General features: G+C 62.0%; 14 protein-coding genes. 7 read left to right on the top strand and 7 right to left on the bottom strand.

Annotation, left to right across the window (positions count from 1 at the left end; genetic code table 11):
- Positions 1–23: 23 nt before the first annotated feature.
- From P1M51_RS01165 to P1M51_RS01155, 3 genes are read right to left on the bottom strand one after another with little or no spacing between them, the layout of a single operon-like run.
- Positions 24–998: an NAD(P)-dependent oxidoreductase gene (locus P1M51_RS01165; protein ID WP_276274770.1), complete on the bottom strand. Its 975-nt coding sequence runs from the start codon at positions 996–998 to the stop codon at positions 24–26.
- Positions 995–1927 (bottom strand): NAD(P)-dependent oxidoreductase, encoded by a 933-nt coding sequence (locus P1M51_RS01160; RefSeq protein ID WP_276246354.1) that lies wholly within the window; start codon positions 1925–1927, stop codon positions 995–997. Before P1M51_RS01160 ends, P1M51_RS01165 begins: the two co-directional genes overlap by 4 nt.
- A 3-nt stretch (positions 1928–1930) precedes the next feature.
- Complete coding sequence (locus P1M51_RS01155) at positions 1931–3100, bottom strand: NAD-dependent epimerase/dehydratase family protein (protein ID WP_276246353.1); 1170 nt, start codon at positions 3098–3100, stop codon at positions 1931–1933.
- A gap of 151 nt (positions 3101–3251) precedes the next feature.
- Here P1M51_RS01155 and P1M51_RS01150 point away from each other — a divergent pair, with 151 nt between their 5' ends.
- Positions 3252–3938, top strand: coding sequence for a hypothetical protein (locus tag P1M51_RS01150; protein ID WP_276246352.1), 687 nt, complete (start codon positions 3252–3254; stop codon positions 3936–3938).
- 115 nt (positions 3939–4053) lie between these two features.
- Positions 4054–6129, top strand: coding sequence for a hypothetical protein (locus tag P1M51_RS01145; RefSeq protein ID WP_276274769.1), 2076 nt, complete (start codon positions 4054–4056; stop codon positions 6127–6129).
- A gap of 9 nt (positions 6130–6138) precedes the next feature.
- Here P1M51_RS01145 and P1M51_RS01140 read toward each other — a convergent pair whose 3' ends face one another.
- Entirely contained in the window at positions 6139–6273 is a 135-nt protein-coding gene (locus P1M51_RS01140) for a hypothetical protein (RefSeq protein WP_276246350.1), read from the bottom strand.
- A gap of 242 nt (positions 6274–6515) precedes the next feature.
- Here P1M51_RS01140 and P1M51_RS01135 point away from each other — a divergent pair, with 242 nt between their 5' ends.
- Positions 6516–7064 (top strand): hypothetical protein, encoded by a 549-nt coding sequence (locus P1M51_RS01135; protein WP_276274768.1) that lies wholly within the window; start codon positions 6516–6518, stop codon positions 7062–7064.
- Here P1M51_RS01135 and glmS read toward each other — a convergent pair whose 3' ends face one another.
- The 3 genes from glmS to P1M51_RS01120 form a co-directional block, all read right to left on the bottom strand.
- Complete coding sequence (glmS, locus tag P1M51_RS01130; RefSeq protein WP_276274767.1) at positions 7065–8864, bottom strand: glutamine--fructose-6-phosphate transaminase (isomerizing); 1800 nt, start codon at positions 8862–8864, stop codon at positions 7065–7067.
- The gene (gene glmU / locus P1M51_RS01125; RefSeq protein ID WP_276274766.1) at positions 8864–10057 is read right to left on the bottom strand and encodes a bifunctional sugar-1-phosphate nucleotidylyltransferase/acetyltransferase; all 1194 of its coding nucleotides are present in this window, start codon (positions 10055–10057) and stop codon (positions 8864–8866) included. The genes glmS and glmU overlap by 1 nt, the downstream gene beginning before the upstream one ends.
- Before the next feature lie 61 nt (positions 10058–10118).
- Entirely contained in the window at positions 10119–10934 is an 816-nt protein-coding gene (locus P1M51_RS01120) for an undecaprenyl-diphosphate phosphatase (RefSeq protein ID WP_276246346.1), read from the bottom strand.
- Between the two features lie 151 nt (positions 10935–11085).
- Here P1M51_RS01120 and P1M51_RS01115 point away from each other — a divergent pair, with 151 nt between their 5' ends.
- The 4 genes from P1M51_RS01115 (at position 11086) to P1M51_RS01100 (ending at position 14852) form a co-directional block, all read left to right on the top strand.
- A complete protein-coding gene (locus tag P1M51_RS01115; protein WP_276246345.1) occupies positions 11086–11385 on the top strand; it encodes a DUF3303 family protein in 300 nt (99 codons plus the stop codon).
- A 43-nt stretch (positions 11386–11428) separates the two neighbouring features.
- Positions 11429–12535 carry a mechanosensitive ion channel family protein gene (locus tag P1M51_RS01110; protein ID WP_276274765.1) on the top strand — a complete coding sequence of 369 codons (1107 nt, stop codon included), beginning with the start codon at positions 11429–11431 and terminating at the stop codon, positions 12533–12535.
- Between the two features lie 125 nt (positions 12536–12660).
- Positions 12661–12873, top strand: coding sequence for a hypothetical protein (locus P1M51_RS01105; protein WP_276246343.1), 213 nt, complete (start codon positions 12661–12663; stop codon positions 12871–12873).
- 215 nt (positions 12874–13088) lie between these two features.
- Complete coding sequence (locus P1M51_RS01100) at positions 13089–14852, top strand: PQQ-binding-like beta-propeller repeat protein (RefSeq protein ID WP_276274764.1); 1764 nt, start codon at positions 13089–13091, stop codon at positions 14850–14852.
- Positions 14853–15042: the final 190 nt, after the last annotated feature.

Below are 15042 nucleotides of genomic sequence, written 5' to 3'. Positions count from 1 at the left end.
GAGAATCCGACTGTAGTGTCTGGTCAGTGTGCGGCTTCCGACAACAAGTCGCGCACGCTCTCTTCGGTCGAGTGCTGGACTTCCCAGCCGAGCACGTCGTGGGCCTGGGTGGTATCCACGGTGAACGATTCGACGAGCGTCTCGCTGCGTGGATTGTCGAGCAGTTTGATGTCGAGGTCTGTCCCGAGCAGCTCGGCGGCCTCCGCTTGGACCAGTTCGGCGACGTCGAGGACGCTCGGGTCCTCGTCGCTCGCGATTTCGAACTTCTCTGTGCCCGTCTCGCCGCGCTCGCGCAGTTCGACCAGCCGCTCTGCGCTGCGGAGGTAGGCGTTCGCCACGTCCTTTACGTGGACGTAGTTTCGCGCCTGCGTCCCCGGCTTGTACACCGTCAGGTCCTCGCCGGCGAGCGCGCGATTGACGAAGAAGTTGATGACCGTGTTCTTCGAGATGGTCGTCCCCGCGATGTCGTGTTCGCCGTAGACGTTCGAGATCATGAACAGATGGGCGGGGAACGCCCCCTCAGCGAGCGTCTCGATAGCGCGTTCGCCGAGGAGTTTCGTCCGCCCGTACCAGTTGAGCGGGGCGCGTGGCTGGTCGACCGTGATGGGGAACGCCTGCGGGTCGCCGAGGACGGCCATGCTGAACGGGAAGACGAGCGCCGCGCCCGTTTTCTTGCAGAACCACGCGACGTTGTTCGTGCCGTGGACGTTTACTTCGAAGGCTAAATCCGAATTCTGGTCGCAGTCTTTGACCCCCGAAACCGCGGCGAGGTGGATGACCACGTCTGCGCCCTCGAGTTTCTCCTCGAGCCGGTCGCGATGCCTGATGTCGAGGTGGGAGACGCGCACGTCGCCAACTTCCCGAACCTGCCCGAGGTAGAAGTTGTCGAGTGCGACGATGTCCCAGTCTGGGTGTTCTTCCTGTAGTTTGGAGACGACGCGACTGCCGATATAGCCCGCGGCACCGGTGATGGCGACGCGCGGCGATTCCGTACTCATGATTGTCTGAATTTGTCTGCGAGTTCGCGGACGCCCTCGCGGAGCGTCCACTCGGTCTCGAATCCCGTGCCCGCGAGCCGGTCGAAGTTGACGTGGTACGACGGGCCGGGGTGTTTGTCCTCGAGATAGGTGATGTCCACTTCGCCGACCTCCTCGCTCACGACCTCTGCAACCTCCGCGATGCGGAAGTTCTGGTCGTTCGACCCGACGTTGTAGACGAACTGGTCCCAGTCGTCGGGGTTGAGCGCGGCGTGGAGGTAGGCGCGGGCGGCGTCTTTGACGTGAATGAACGGCCGCCAGTTGCTGCCGTCGCCGTAGACGGTGAGCGGTCGGCGCGTGAGCGCGCGGAAGACGAAGTGATTCACGACGAGGTTGAATCGGACGCCGGGCGCGTAGCCGTAGTTCGTGCTCATCCGGAGGGCCGTGCCCTGAAGGTCTGACTGCTCGATGGTTCGCTTCAGCAGTTCCTCTGCGGCCTGTTTGGACTCGGCGTAGGGATTGAGCGGGTCGGTCTTCGTCTCCTCGTCTAAGTCCATGCTCGTCGCCCGTCCGTAGTTGTTACACGAGGAGGCGAACACGACGTTCTCGACGGCGAGTTTGCGCGCCGCAGTGAGGACGTTCTTCGTCCCCTCTAAGTTCACGTCGAAGGTCTCCGCGCGGCGGTCGTGGGTGCTGTCTGCGCCCGTGATGGCGGCGAGGTGAATCACCGTCTCCACGTCGCGCATGGCGCTCTCGACGTCGCCGTATTCGCGGACGTCGCCACGCCGGAAGTCGATGGACTCGTCTAGCCGTGCGCCCATGAGGTTGCGAGGCGACCCGAGCGAGTAGTTGTCGAGGATGACGATTTCCTCGATGTCGTCGTGTTGCTGTAACAGCGGGATGAGGGCGCTGCCGATGTAGCCACAACCGCCCGTGACGAGCACGTTCATGGCTCAGTCCTCTAAGACGCTCGGGAGGAAGCGGTCTTGGTAGGCTTTGACCGTGTCCTCGTAGCGGGTGAGCGAAGTGAAGATGTCGCGCGTGCCGCTCTCGAAGTCCTGGGCCTGCTCGCCGATGAGGGCCATGTAGTTCGCGTTCTGAATCTCCATCTGGTGGGTCTCGTCTTCGTCGCGCGGGTTCTCGAAGTGCTCGACTGCGGCGTCGTGGCCGAAGTCCTGGGCGACGTCGGAGATGGTGTTTGCCATCTCGACGATGCTGATTGCGCGCGTGACCTGGTTGTAGACGGAAAGGTCGTCGGGGCGCTCGTCGACGTCGGTGAGCGCGAGCTGTGCGAGACCTTCGACGGCGTCCTCTAAGCTGATGAACGGCTTTCGCTGTTCGCCCTTGCCATAGACCGTGAGCGGGTAGCCGGCAACTGCCTGGGCGGCGAAGCGGTGGGCGACGACGCCGAAGTAGTAATCGAAGTCAAAGCGCGTCTTGAGACGGCCGTCTTCGCGGGTTTCGTCGGTTTCGGTCCCGTAAACGATGGCCGTGCGCACGTCAGAGACGGGGATGCCGAACTGCTTGTTCGCGAGGCGCAGGTTGGCCGCGTCGTGGGCCTTGGTGAGGTGGTACCAACTGCCCGCCATCGCCGGGAATGGAACCTCGTCACGCTCGCCTTCGTTCTCCATCGTCGCGAACCCTTCGGGGATGGGGAACTTCGGTGCGCCGTAGACGCCCGTCGTCGTCGTCTCGATGAAGTGGGTGTCCGTGAGGTCGTTCTCTTTCAGGCCCCAGACGAGGTTCCGGGTCGCCTGCATGTTGTTGTGCTGGGTATAGTTCGCCCGCTCGCCGTTGATTTGCGAATACGGCGCGGAGGGCTGGGCCGCCGTGTGGACGACGACGCGCGGTTCGTGGACCGACAGGAGCTGGTCGACGAACGACTTCTCCGTGAGGTCGCCCTCGACGAACGAGAGGTTCGAGATGCCGAGCGATTCTTCTGCCGCAGCGAGGCGCTGGTCGATACCCATGATGGGCACGGCGCTCGTCGCGCCAACCTCTTCGACCCAGCCGCGCCGGGCGAAGTTGTCGACGAGAATGACGCGTTCGTCGGTGCGGTCTGCGATGCGGAGTGCAGTTGGCCAGCCAAGATAGCCGTCGCCACCAGTGATGAGAATGGACATGTGTTACTCTACTTCTGAGTAACTATACATGTCACTAAATACTTTCCCGTTGAAAGAGTGTGCAACGGTAACATGACACAGGAATGTCAGCCACTCGTCGGACAATCATAATTTTAGAAACAATTATGGTGTCAGAAAGTGCGTATCATACATGAACCCCAGTGCGCTAACGGAGACGGACGTACTGGCGTTCGGGCGGGCGCTCTCGCGACTGAAACAGTCGGGAAGCACGGTTCTCGTGACTGGGAGTGTCCCTCGAGCTGCCTTTACTGCTGTCTCTCGTCAGATGCTCGGGGACCCGGGATTGTCGCGGCGACGATTGTTCGTCCTGACCGACGCCACCGCAGAGAGCGTCGACGCTCGCCTGCCGGTTGCAGCAGACCCGGGACAAACACGAATCATCGAACACTGTACGTTCCTGCGAGGAGCAACCGCGACGGCGAACACTACTGACGGGACCCACCAGTACGTCTACAGTGATGACCTCGCAGACCTCATCTCAGCCACCTTCGAGGCAATCGCCGACCTCGAAGTGGGTGCGGAACCGGCAGAGTTGCGCGTCTGCATCGACTCGCTCACGCCCCTCGTCGAGTACCACGGCCGGAAAGCGACCTTCGCCGCACTCCACGCCCTGTGCTGGCGGGTCCGTCACGCACGGGCGCTCGGACACGCCTACCTCCAGACGGACGACCCGACCGAGGTGGAACTCTACACCGAGTTGTTCGACGCACATATCGAACTCCGCGATCGGGCCGGAACCTTTCAACAGCGGTGGCATCTCCGGGACGAAAACGTGACAACAGATTGGCTAACGCTCGATGCTGTGGAGGAGGGGTAGCGAGGCTTCTCGTGGTTTCTATGTTAGTAGATACACTTTTACCTTTATACAACAGTATGGTAACAACGACTGTCAGGAGTGTGGGACTATCCGGCAATCGGACAGGTGAGCGCACGTGTACATAACGTATCGGAAAACGGATGGCGGGACGGGCCTGGAGATTTCAGACACCATCGAGCGGCGACACTATTCGTTGTTGACGGATACGCCAGTCACGCCGCGCGCGACGGACGCAGAGCAGTTTCTGTTCCCGGTCGACGAGGCCGTCTCGATTACGACCACACAGGTCACCCTGCCGACTGTCATTCCGGTATACGTCCGCGATGCAGCCGGCCAGATGCTCGCGGAAGCCGAACACTTCGCAAACGAGGACCTGCCCGCGGGCGACTACAGCCTCGAACTGTGCGCGCCGATGAAAATCTACCTGCGCACGACCGGTCCGCTCACCATCACCGGCGACGCCCAACAACTCCACATCTCCTTCGCCCAGCCGACCGAGGTGCTCGTCGGCGCGCGCTCACACCACAAGCACCCCGCTGCGACCATCACCACCACCGAAGACCCGTTCGACATGATGGCCGCCATCTCCGCGTTCGGCTCTGCGCTCAAAACGACGAGCGCGGAACGCTCGTACCCAACGCTCCGCGGCCACCCACCACTCGTCGAACTCGGCGACGAACTTCACATTCCAGAGGGACTCGTCCGTCCGGACACGGGCATCTCCATCGAAATTCCACCCGAGCCCGGCTACATCTTCGTGGCCGCACCGCTGGCGTACTACCTCGGTGCTGAACTCGTCCCCGACGTAGCGGCGCGCATCCTCACGGACACCGGCTTCGAGTACCCACTCGGAGACACGCTCTTCGACTTCGAGAACACGGTGGAGGCGCTCCTCCAGCACGTGTTCTTCCTCGACTGCATCACGCGCACGGAGGGGTTCTACAAACTGAACCTCCACGAGCGCCACGAAGTGGAGTCAGTCGTCGATATCGACTTCGCGGCGTTGTACGACCAGCCACTCGCCGTCCAACTCGAAGCGTACCTTTCGATCCCGTTCGAGACGCTCGACCCGTTCTTGCCCGAGTGGAAACTCACCTCGCACGTCTCGCTCTCAGCGACGAGCATCGAGACGCTCCCGTTCCTCGTCGACGACCTCGCAATCGTCCGCACACCTCAGGCAGAGCGCGTCGAACAGGACGCGGCGCAAATGGCGCTCGTAGACGAGTTCCTGCGCGACGGTAACTTCATGCGCAGCGGGACCGCGGCCTCTGCCGCGCCGTCGTCGTACGTAAAGCCACAGACAGCCAGGTCGCTCGAACAGGCCTGGATTGGCGAAGGCGCACCGCTCGGTGCGAGCAAGACCACCACGCAGGCGTTCCACAACCGCCTCGCGCGGGACCTCTCAGACGGCGATATCGACATCACCGTCGTCTGTAACGACCCGCAAATGGACGAAGAGCGGGACATCGTCGACCGCGTCTACGGCTCTCGCTCTGAGTTACTGTTCGACATCGAAATCAAGCACAACCTCACGACCGAGGAACTCGCAGCCGTCCTCCAGACGCCGACGGAGTTCCTCCACTACATCGGCCACATCGATTCCGAGGGCTTCGAGTGCGTAGACGGTAAACTCGACGTGACCACCCTCGACGAGGTGGGCGTAGACGCCTTCTTCCTCAACGCCTGTTCGTCCTACGAACAAGGAATGGCGCTCATCGAGAAGGGAGCCATCGGCGGTATCGTCACGCTCTCTGACGTCATCAACAGCGGCGCGGTGAAGATCGGTGGGACGGTCGCCCGCCTGCTCAACGGCGGGTTCCCGCTCGCCTCCGCACTCGAAGTCGCCAAAGGCGAGAGCATCGTCGGTGGCCAGTACGCTGTCGTGGGTGACGGGAGTCTCGCAGTTGCGCAGGCTGAGAGTGGAATTCCACTCCTCTGGGACCTGGAGCGGGTCGACGATGAGACCTACACGGTCACGATGAAGACCTTCCCGACGACGGACCGTGGGATGGGAAGTCTCGTCGTTCCATACATTCAGGAGAACGGTCAGTACTTCCTCGGCTCTGGGCGAATCGACCCGTTCGAGGTCCACCGGTCTGAGCTCTTGCAACTCTTCTTGCTCGAGGATTTCCCGGTTAGAATAGACGGTCAACTTCGGTGGTCCAGCGACATCACGCACAGCGAACTGTAACTTTCGTTTTCAGGGGCCAGCAACCGAGCCCGCGACACCCGCTGCCGCGTTACCAACCGAGCTGAGCAGGAGCATCAGCATGAACAGCGCGCCGGTCATCTTTGGGTTCTCTGCCAGGTATGCTTTGATTGAGCTTTCGGACATTACAACCTTCTAATAGCGCGACTAGAATATATAAGTATTCTAATATATCTAGCATTAAATTAATGTAAAAAAATCAGTCTATAAACATGATTGCCTCCGCTAACAAATGACACATACGAATTGGTTCGATAAGCGACACCAAAGTTCTTTTGACCGCGTAAAGATGACATAGCGCACGAACAGGACACACCCCAATATGGCAAATATTCATGAATTCTGAATCGTTACTGGAGGAGAACTCGATGACCGAACGATTGCGTGTCGCGAGCGAGCAGTCGCGATTGGTTCGGGTCGCCACACGAACCGGTCGCGCCTTGGACGACTCGCTCGTCGCTCGCGCAGGTCGAGGCATTGAGAAGACGGTCCGCAAGTCGTCCCTGTATCGCTGGCTCACCGCGGAGCCGGACCCAGAAGTTATCGTCATCGACCTGCGCGAGACGTGGACTGTCGGGCCCGCTATCGCCGCGCTCGACTGGCTGACCGAGCGCCTCGCACCAGCGGTTGCGTCCTCTGGACTTCGGACGGGCATCGAGGCCGCCCACAAAGCCGTCGTGCGCGCGCCGTTGCGCCTGGGCGGCATCGCGGTGGCGACAGCGTTCGCGGCGAGCCTGCTCGCCACGGCGCTCGCAGGGACGCTCACAGCCGCGGGGTTCGTCGGCTACGGACTCGTCGTCTCGCTCGCGCTCGCCACCTCGCGGGTGGACCTGACGTGGCGAGAGCTCGGTGAGACGAAAATCGGAAAAGCAGTTGTCGCGGCGTTCGAGCCGCCCGCGTACGACGAGCGCGACTGACTATTCGACGGTCACACTCTTCGCTAAGTTGCGCGGCTTGTCGATAGAGCGCCCGAGTTGGGCGGCCGTGTAGTAGGCGAGCAACTGTAGTGGGACGTTCGCGAGAATCGGCGCGGTGCGCGCGTGACTCTCTGGGATGCGGATGACGTGGTCTGCGTAGCGTTCGACGTCAGACTGGCCGTCGGTAACCGCGATGACGGGTGCGTCGCGCGCCTCGACCTCTTTGACGTTGCCGATGGTCTTTCGCGCGATCTCGTCGTCGCCGGTGACGACGGCGATGACCGGCGTCTGGCTGGAGACGAGCGCGAGCGGGCCGTGTTTGAGTTCGCCCGCCGCGAAGCCCTCCGCGTGCTTGTACGTGATTTCCTTCATCTTGAGCGCGCCTTCGAGCGCGACGGGGTAGTTGAGCCCCCGCCCGATGAAGAAGTACGCATCCGCATCGAGGTACTCCGCTGCGATGTCCTCGGTGAGCGGCGCTTCGTCGAGGATTGCCTGGACGGCGCTTGGCAGGTCGCGTAGCGCGGCGATGACGTCGCGCTTCTCGGTCGATTTCATCGGCGCGGTTGCCATGACCAGCAGCGTCAGCGCGGCCAGTTGCGAGGCGAACGTCTTCGAGGCGGCGACCCCGATTTCGGGGCCGGCGCGGATGTAGAAGACGTGGTCGCACTCACGCGAGACCGTGCTCCCGATGACGTTCGTAACCCCGAGCGTGGTCGCGCCGCGGCGTTTCGCCTCGCGCAGCGCAGAGAGCGTGTCGGCCGTCTCACCACTCTGCGTCACGCCGATGACGAGGTCGGTGCCCGTCGGCGGCGGCGACGTGGTGAACTCGCTCGCGAGGAACGCCTGGGCCGGGATACCGGCTTCGCGGAACAGTTCCGCGCCGTACATCGCCGCGTGATACGAGGTCCCACAGGCGACGAACTGGACGCCCGTGGGCTGTAACTCGCCGAGTTCCTCGATGGTAATCTCGCCGGTGAGTTCGTTCATCCGGCCGCGGAGACACTGGCGCAGGGCGCGGGGCTGTTCGTGAATCTCCTTTATCATGAAGTGGTCGTAGCCACTCTTGCCCGTCTCCTCTGCGTTCCACTCGACGGTGTGAATCTCCTTCTCGTGGCGCGTCCCCGAGTGGTCGGTGACGTACCATTCGCGTTCGTTGATGACGGCGATTTCACCGTCTTCTAAGTAGACCACCTTGTCCGTGTGGTCGCGGAACGCGGGCACGTCGCTGCCGAAGTACGTCGCGTCCTCTGCAATGCCGAGGACGAGCGGCGAGTCCTGGCGCGCGGCGTAGATGGTGTCGTGGCCGGCGAACACGGCGAGGATTGCGTAGCTCCCCTCGATGGTCTTGATGGCGTCGTAGAACGCCTCCTTCTGTGCCATGCCGGCGTCCAGGTTGCGCTCGATGAGGTGAGCGACGACTTCCGTGTCGGTGTCACTGTTGAACTCGTGGCCCTGTTCGACGAGTTCGTCGCGCAGTGGCTGGTAGTTCTCGATGATGCCGTTATGAATCACCGCGACGTCGCCCGTGCAGTCCTGGTGTGGGTGGGCGTTGCGGTCGTTTGGCGGCCCGTGGGTCGACCAGCGGGTGTGGCCGATGCCAATCATCCCGCCCAAGTCCGTCCCCTGTAGGGCGTTCTCTAAGTTGACGAGTTCGCCCTGGCGCTTGACGACGGAGATGTCGTCGCTCACGAGCGCGACACCTGCCGAGTCGTAGCCACGGTATTCGAGCTTCGAGAGCCCGTTCATCAGTACGTCTAACGTTTCCCCCTCACGGCCAACGCAGCCGATAATTCCACACATTATCTCATCACCTCTGCCCCTTCGACGATGTAGCCAGAAATCCGCACCCCCGTGTGGAGGTGGGCTTTCGGGCCGACGAGCGTCCCGGGCGCGACGCTCACCGCTCCCTCTGCCCGGACGCGGTCTGCGAACACCGCACCGAGATCTTCGTCCTGGTAGATCTGTGCGTTGATGCGCACGTCTGCCGGCCCACCGGGGACGATCGTGCTCGCCCCGAGGTGGACGTCCTGTCCAGTTACGGTATCGATGAGGATGCTCCCCGGACCGACCCGGGTGTCCGCGTCGATGACCGACTGTTCGATGGTCGCGTTCGCGCCAATCGTGACGTTGCGCCCGAGCGCGACGTTCGGCCCGATGACCGACCCCGGCCCGATGACGCAGTCCGGCCCGATGACGACGGGCCCGACGAGCGTCGCGTCCTCGTGGACGAGCGCGCTCTCTGCGATCCAGACCTCACCGTTGCGGTTGGGTTCCTCGACGCGTCCACGCGAGAGGAGTTCGCGGTTCATGTGGAGTAAGTCCCACGGGAACGTCGCGTCGACCCACATGCCCTCGGTGCGCACGCCGCGAACCACCGTCCCCTCGTCGATGAGGCGGGAGATGGTCGCGGTGAGCGCGAGTTCGCCGTCTTCGCGAGGCGTCTGGTCGATAGCGTCGAAAATCGAGGCGTCAAACGCGTACACGCCGGCGTTGATGAGCCGAGACATGGCCACATCCGGTTTCTCGACGAGTTGCTGAATGCGTCCACCGTCTAAGACGACCGTCCCGTAGCGGTTCGGGTGGTCGCGTTCGAGGACGGCGAGCGTCGCCGTGCCGTACTGCTCGTAGGCGTCCATGACGTCTTTGACGATGCCGGGTTCGATTGCCCGGTCGCCGTTTACGACGATCATCGACTCCGTGACCGCCTCTTGAACTTGAAGGAGGGCGTGGCCACTACCGAGTTGTTTCTCCTGAACGTGGTACGATAGTGGCACGTTCCGGTAGGAGTGACCGAAGTACTCCTGGACGCGGTCGCGTTTGTAGCCGACGACCACGTGAATCTGTTCGATTCCTGCGTCAATGAGCGCGTCAAAGACGTAGGCTAACACCGGACGGTTCGCCGCCGGAAGCATTGGCTTGGGACGGTTTCGCGTCAACGGATGTAATCGCGTCCCCTCCCCTGCCGCCAGCACGACGGCTGTCCTAACACCCATGTACATACCATTGACATCAGAGAGTAAGAACGTTCTGTCCTAAGAACAATATTGCGACAGGTCACGCCAGTGTAAAAATTCCGCCAATTATTGCGAGTCCGCCGAGGCCGACACAAACCGCCCAGAACGCTACCCGGTGGACCAGTCGCATCAGCGCGTCGATGGTCAGATAACCGACGACGGCGGCGACGGCGAGGGCGAACAGCGCCGGTCCCGGGTCGATGGCGGGAACGCCCTCCGTGAGCACCGTGAGCGCCCCGGCGGCGAACGCGGCCGGGATGGAGAGCAGAAACGAGAGTCTGAGCGCGGAGGGACCGTCGTGGCCCCGCAGGAGGAGTGCGCTCGCGGTGGTACCAGAGCGCGAGACACCGGGCAGGATGGCGAGGCCCTGGAGGCTGCCGACGAGCACGGCGTCCAGCAGAGACGGTTGTTCGCGGTCGCCGAGCGAGAGGCGGTCTGCCCCGCGCAGGACGAGGCCCGTCACCACGAGCAGGACGCCGATGAGCGCGACGAACGCACTCCCCGTGAGCGCAGACGCGAGGTCCATGAGGCCTGCGTAAGCGACGAGGCCGACGACGCCGGAGGCGAGCGTCGCGAGGACGAGAAAGGAGAGGTCTGCGGTCTCGCTGTCGAAAGCGTCGCCAGGTCGCCACTGCGGAAGCGAGGCGAGCACAGCGACGACTTCACCGCGATAGTAGGCGAGTGCGGAGAAGGCCGTACCCGCGTGTAAGAACAGCGAGAACTGGACGGCGACGTGCGGGGAGACGCCCTGAAACGCCGTGAGAAAGAGGGTGATGTTCCCCTCACTCGAGATGGGCAACCACTCGAAGATACCCTGGAGGATGCCGACGACGAGCGCGAGGAGCCAGGAATCCATATCCTGACAGATTCGCGTGAGTACAAAGGTGGTTCGGATTTCCTGAGCGGGAGATTATCGCCCAGCGAACCGTACCTCTACAGAGAGGTGAAATGGGAGAGGGAATGGAAGGAAGGGGGTGAATCGAATGATGACAACCGTGAATACGATCATGCAATTCATTGCAACACTCACACACAGCCCAGACCATTGCTGGGCACGCGAAGACCGGGCCGACGACGCCCGCGACTGGATTTCGACGATGCACACCCGCGCAGAGGAACAGGGCATCCACCTCCACGGCGCGTACGTCGCGACCAACGAACACACCTTCTACTTCGTCATTGAGGCAGACGACTTTGGGGCCGTTTCTGCGTTTCTCGGACCACCATTGCTGACCGACCACACGGCGCACGTTACGCCCGTCGGGAATCTCGAAGACATCGCCCGTATCTTCATCGAGATGGAGTGACGGCGACACCACGTTTTATCCCGACGCTCTCCAACTGTCAGCTATGCCAACGGTGACGGAATATTGGATGTTGCTGCGTGAGGTGCTCCTCACGGTGCCACCGTGGCAAGGTGTCCTCCTCACCGTCGCCCTCTCGCTCGTCGTCGCGAAACTCGTCGAGCTCGGTGGGAAAGTCGCCATTCCACGACTCACCCGGAGCATCGAGGGCGAAGTCGACGACGTAATCGTTCGGACGATTCACGCCCCCCTCTACGTCACCGTGGTTCTCGTCGGGGCGTACATCGCGACGATTCCACTCGGGTTCGGCCCCGAAACCGACGCCCCACTGCTCGCGGGCACGCTCTCGGTGATTACGGTCCTCTGGGCGTTCACGCTCACCCGTCTCGGGCGCAAGGTTTCGAAGGAGGTCACCGCGGGCAGGGAGTTCGACCAGACCGTCGTCCCCATCTTCCAGAACGTCTGGACCTTCCTCATCCTCGGGGCGACCATCTTCCTCCTGCTCACCGTCTGGGCCATCGACATCACGCCGTTTCTCGCCTCCGCTGGTATCATCGGCATCGTCGTGGGTCTCGCCGCCCGCGACACCATCGCGAACTTCTTCGGCGGCATCGCGCTCTACTTCGACGGCACGTACGCCGTCGGCGACTACATCGTCCTCGAATCGGGCGAACGCGGGCGCGTCGAGGACATCTCGATTCGGAGTACCGTCATCCGCACGCGCGACGACATGCTCGTCACCGTCCCGAACGCCGTGTTGAATTCGGCGCGCATCGTGAACGAATCGACGCCCGAGCGCGAACGCCGGATTCGTCTGCCCGTGGGGGTAGCCTACGGTTCCGACGTAGACCAGGTCGAGGCGGTGTTGCTGGCGGAGGCGAAAGCCGAACAACTCGTCCTCGCAGACCCCCACCCGCGAGTGCGGTTTCGCAATTTCGGAGACTCGGCGCTCGACTTCGAGTTGCTCTGCTGGATTGGCGACCCCGTCCTCCGGGGACGAGCGACCCACGAGATGAACAAGCGCATCTACAACGCCTTCGCGCGTGAGGGCATCGAAATCCCGTTCCCACAGCGCGTGGTCACCGTGGCCGACGACGCAAACCAGCCAGCATTCGTCACCCCCGACAGCGTCGTCGGTGACGGCGGCGAATGAGTCGACACTGGTAACTCAGATTTTCGAGATATTCGTGACAATATACTCGCCCCTATAGCGTTCTCCATATGACACCGTTCGATAATGTCCGCAAGGTTCTTGCTGTGGCGGGGGAAACGGAAGCTATGGGGGAGTACGGAATTATCACCTGTCCAGTTTGTAACCAACGCTACGTCCGGAGTGGGGTGGAGGCAATAGACCGAACGACGTTGAAAGAACTTGCTCGAAACCATCTCAAGACGCATCGACTCGACGAGAGCAAGCGCGGCATCTACGGCGTGTTGATGGTCGAACAGATGGAGCGAGTACAGTCAATTGGAGACGAAATCGCCACCTAACCATGCACGGATACTGCCACGACGCGCCACCAATCGGATGAGACCGCTGTTTTTCCTCCCGAGAGACGTATGCGACTGCGATGGAATAGTTCAGAATAATAACCCGAAATTCGCCGTCTGGGAGCGCTGAAACACCGGAAACGCAGATAAACAGTCAGCCCAGTTGATATTAGCTAACCTATAGTTAGGTGTGAGATTCGTCTTTTGTCAAACACATGTCCCGGCCCTCCAGACGGACGTTCCTGAAAGGTATCGGCATCACCGCCGCAACCGGCCTGCTTGGCACGAACGCACTCGCAGTCGCTCCGGCCGGTGAGGAGCTTGACTGGCCTGTGAGCCGCGGCACAGCCGGGCGGACGGGATACACCACAGGACAGGGGCCACACCCGTATGCAGCCCCCGGCTGGTCACCCGGCGACGACCTCTCCGGAGACCCGACCGAAGTGACGGTGGCCTCCGGAACCACCTACATCGGCACGGTCGCATCCTACGACATCGACGAGAGTCACGGCGAGGTCGCGGCGTACAATGCCACCAGCGGCGGCGTCCGCTGGATTCGCTCTGACGACTCGATTGGCGCGGTGATGGCGGCCCCGACCGTGGCTGACGGCCGCGTGTTCGTCGCCGCAAAACCAGCAGTCGTCTACACGGGCGGCGACCGACAGGACGAAACTCCGCCGAACGGCGGCGTCATGGCGCTCTCAGCAGAGACCGGCGAGACGCTGTGGACGAGCATGGAACCGCGAGAGCCAGAGGATGCGGTGCTCGTCCACGACGGGATGGCCTACGCCGTCTCAGAGGCGACAATCTACGCCCTCGACACGGAAACGGGCGACGTGCAGTGGACGGCGGAGATAGCTACCGACAACAGCATTCGTGCCCAAGCGGCGAGTGGGGCCGCACTCTACGTCGCCACGCCACAGACGATTGGCGCAGTTGGCGTCGACGGCACCGTCCAGTGGGAAACGCCGATGCCAGACGGCGCGGACGCAGCATCCCTCGTGGCGACCGAAACCCACCTCTATCTGACGATGAGCGACGGCGCGGCACCAACCACTGACACGGTCTGGGCACTGGCTGTCGAGGATGGGTCGGTCGTCTGGGAGACACAGGTTGCCGCCGAGTTCCAAGACAGCGTCCCAAATCGGCTGAGCGCACCCGCCGTGGCAGACGGGACGGTGTACGTCGCAAGCGACGACAGCACCGAACGCGCCGCAAACGGGCCGGACGCGCCGGAAGACAACGAGCGAGTCGGCGCACTCCACGCGCTCTCCGCAGACTCGGGCGAGGAGCGGTGGCAGTTCACGACGGCCGCCGAGTTGCGAAGCATTCCGTCGGTCAGCAACGGAACGGTGTACGTCGGAGGAACCTACCCGACCGAAGCATCCGTCGAAGACGAAAAAGAGCTGGGCTACTTCGAGCACGGTTCGACATACGTCGGGTCGAGTTACGCCCGCCCGGTGGTGTTCGCACTCAACACCGAAGATGGCGCAGAGCAGTGGAGCTACGGCGTAGACGAGAACGCAGACGACAGCTACGTGCGAACCGCCGTCCCGGCGAACGACCACCTCTACGTGCAGGTGACTGGTCCAGGAGTGCCACCGAACGGCGAGGTCGGAAGCATCCACGCGCTCGCCGCAAGCGACAGTGCCCCCGGCCCGGAACACACGCTCGTAGACGATACACCGTATCAGGAAACCGCACCCGTCGAGGCAGTAATTACGACTGACCCGGAAAATGCAGAGAATCTCGATTTCGACTCGGGCGCGGTGGTGACCCTCTCCGGGAGTGAATCGAGTTCGCCAAACGGCGAGATTGTTTCCTATGAGTGGGACATCGATGGCGACGGTAACTACGAAGAAACCGGCGAATCCATCGACGTGGAACTCGAGTACTGTGGCATCCTCGAAGTGACCCTGCGAGTGACCGATGAAACCGAGGTTACCCAAACGACCAGTATCTCGCTTTCGACGGTATAACTTGCGTACACTTTTCGCCATTTTAATTGCCGGAAAATCCGGCCTACCGCGTCGAAAAATGCTGAATTGTGCACAGACAAACGCAATAAATACCCCACATTGTAGTTCGAATAAAACGGTAGCATGAATGTGAAAAAGTTAACCAATTCGATATTAGTCACCCGATAGTTAGTATGCCGACACATCTCTG

This window comes from Haladaptatus sp. QDMS2 (assembly GCF_029338295.1).
In the GTDB taxonomy this organism is placed as follows: domain Archaea; phylum Halobacteriota; class Halobacteria; order Halobacteriales; family Halococcaceae; genus QDMS2.
The sequence above is the reverse complement of the archived record's forward strand: the minus strand, read 5'-3'. Positions and strand labels throughout refer to the sequence as shown.

Excerpts from the sequence above, each read along its gene's own strand:
- P1M51_RS01110 (WP_276274765.1), top strand. The coding sequence starts at position 11,429 with ATGCCAACGGTGACGGAATATTGGATGTTGCTGCGTGAGGTGCTCCTC.
- P1M51_RS01150 (WP_276246352.1), top strand. The coding sequence starts at position 3,252 with ATGAACCCCAGTGCGCTAACGGAGACGGACGTACTGGCGTTCGGGCGG.
- P1M51_RS01165 (WP_276274770.1), bottom strand. The coding sequence starts at position 998 with ATGAGTACGGAATCGCCGCGCGTCGCCATCACCGGTGCCGCGGGCTAT.
- P1M51_RS01155 (WP_276246353.1), bottom strand. The coding sequence starts at position 3,100 with ATGTCCATTCTCATCACTGGTGGCGACGGCTATCTTGGCTGGCCAACT.
- P1M51_RS01140 (WP_276246350.1), bottom strand. The coding sequence starts at position 6,273 with ATGTCCGAAAGCTCAATCAAAGCATACCTGGCAGAGAACCCAAAGATG.
- P1M51_RS01135 (WP_276274768.1), top strand. The coding sequence starts at position 6,516 with ATGACCGAACGATTGCGTGTCGCGAGCGAGCAGTCGCGATTGGTTCGG.
- glmS (WP_276274767.1), bottom strand. The coding sequence starts at position 8,864 with ATGTGTGGAATTATCGGCTGCGTTGGCCGTGAGGGGGAAACGTTAGAC.
- P1M51_RS01160 (WP_276246354.1), bottom strand. The coding sequence starts at position 1,927 with ATGAACGTGCTCGTCACGGGCGGTTGTGGCTACATCGGCAGCGCCCTC.
- glmU (WP_276274766.1), bottom strand. The coding sequence starts at position 10,057 with ATGGGTGTTAGGACAGCCGTCGTGCTGGCGGCAGGGGAGGGGACGCGA.
- P1M51_RS01115 (WP_276246345.1), top strand. The coding sequence starts at position 11,086 with ATGCAATTCATTGCAACACTCACACACAGCCCAGACCATTGCTGGGCA.
- P1M51_RS01100 (WP_276274764.1), top strand. The coding sequence starts at position 13,089 with ATGTCCCGGCCCTCCAGACGGACGTTCCTGAAAGGTATCGGCATCACC.
- P1M51_RS01120 (WP_276246346.1), bottom strand. The coding sequence starts at position 10,934 with ATGGATTCCTGGCTCCTCGCGCTCGTCGTCGGCATCCTCCAGGGTATC.
- P1M51_RS01105 (WP_276246343.1), top strand. The coding sequence starts at position 12,661 with ATGGGGGAGTACGGAATTATCACCTGTCCAGTTTGTAACCAACGCTAC.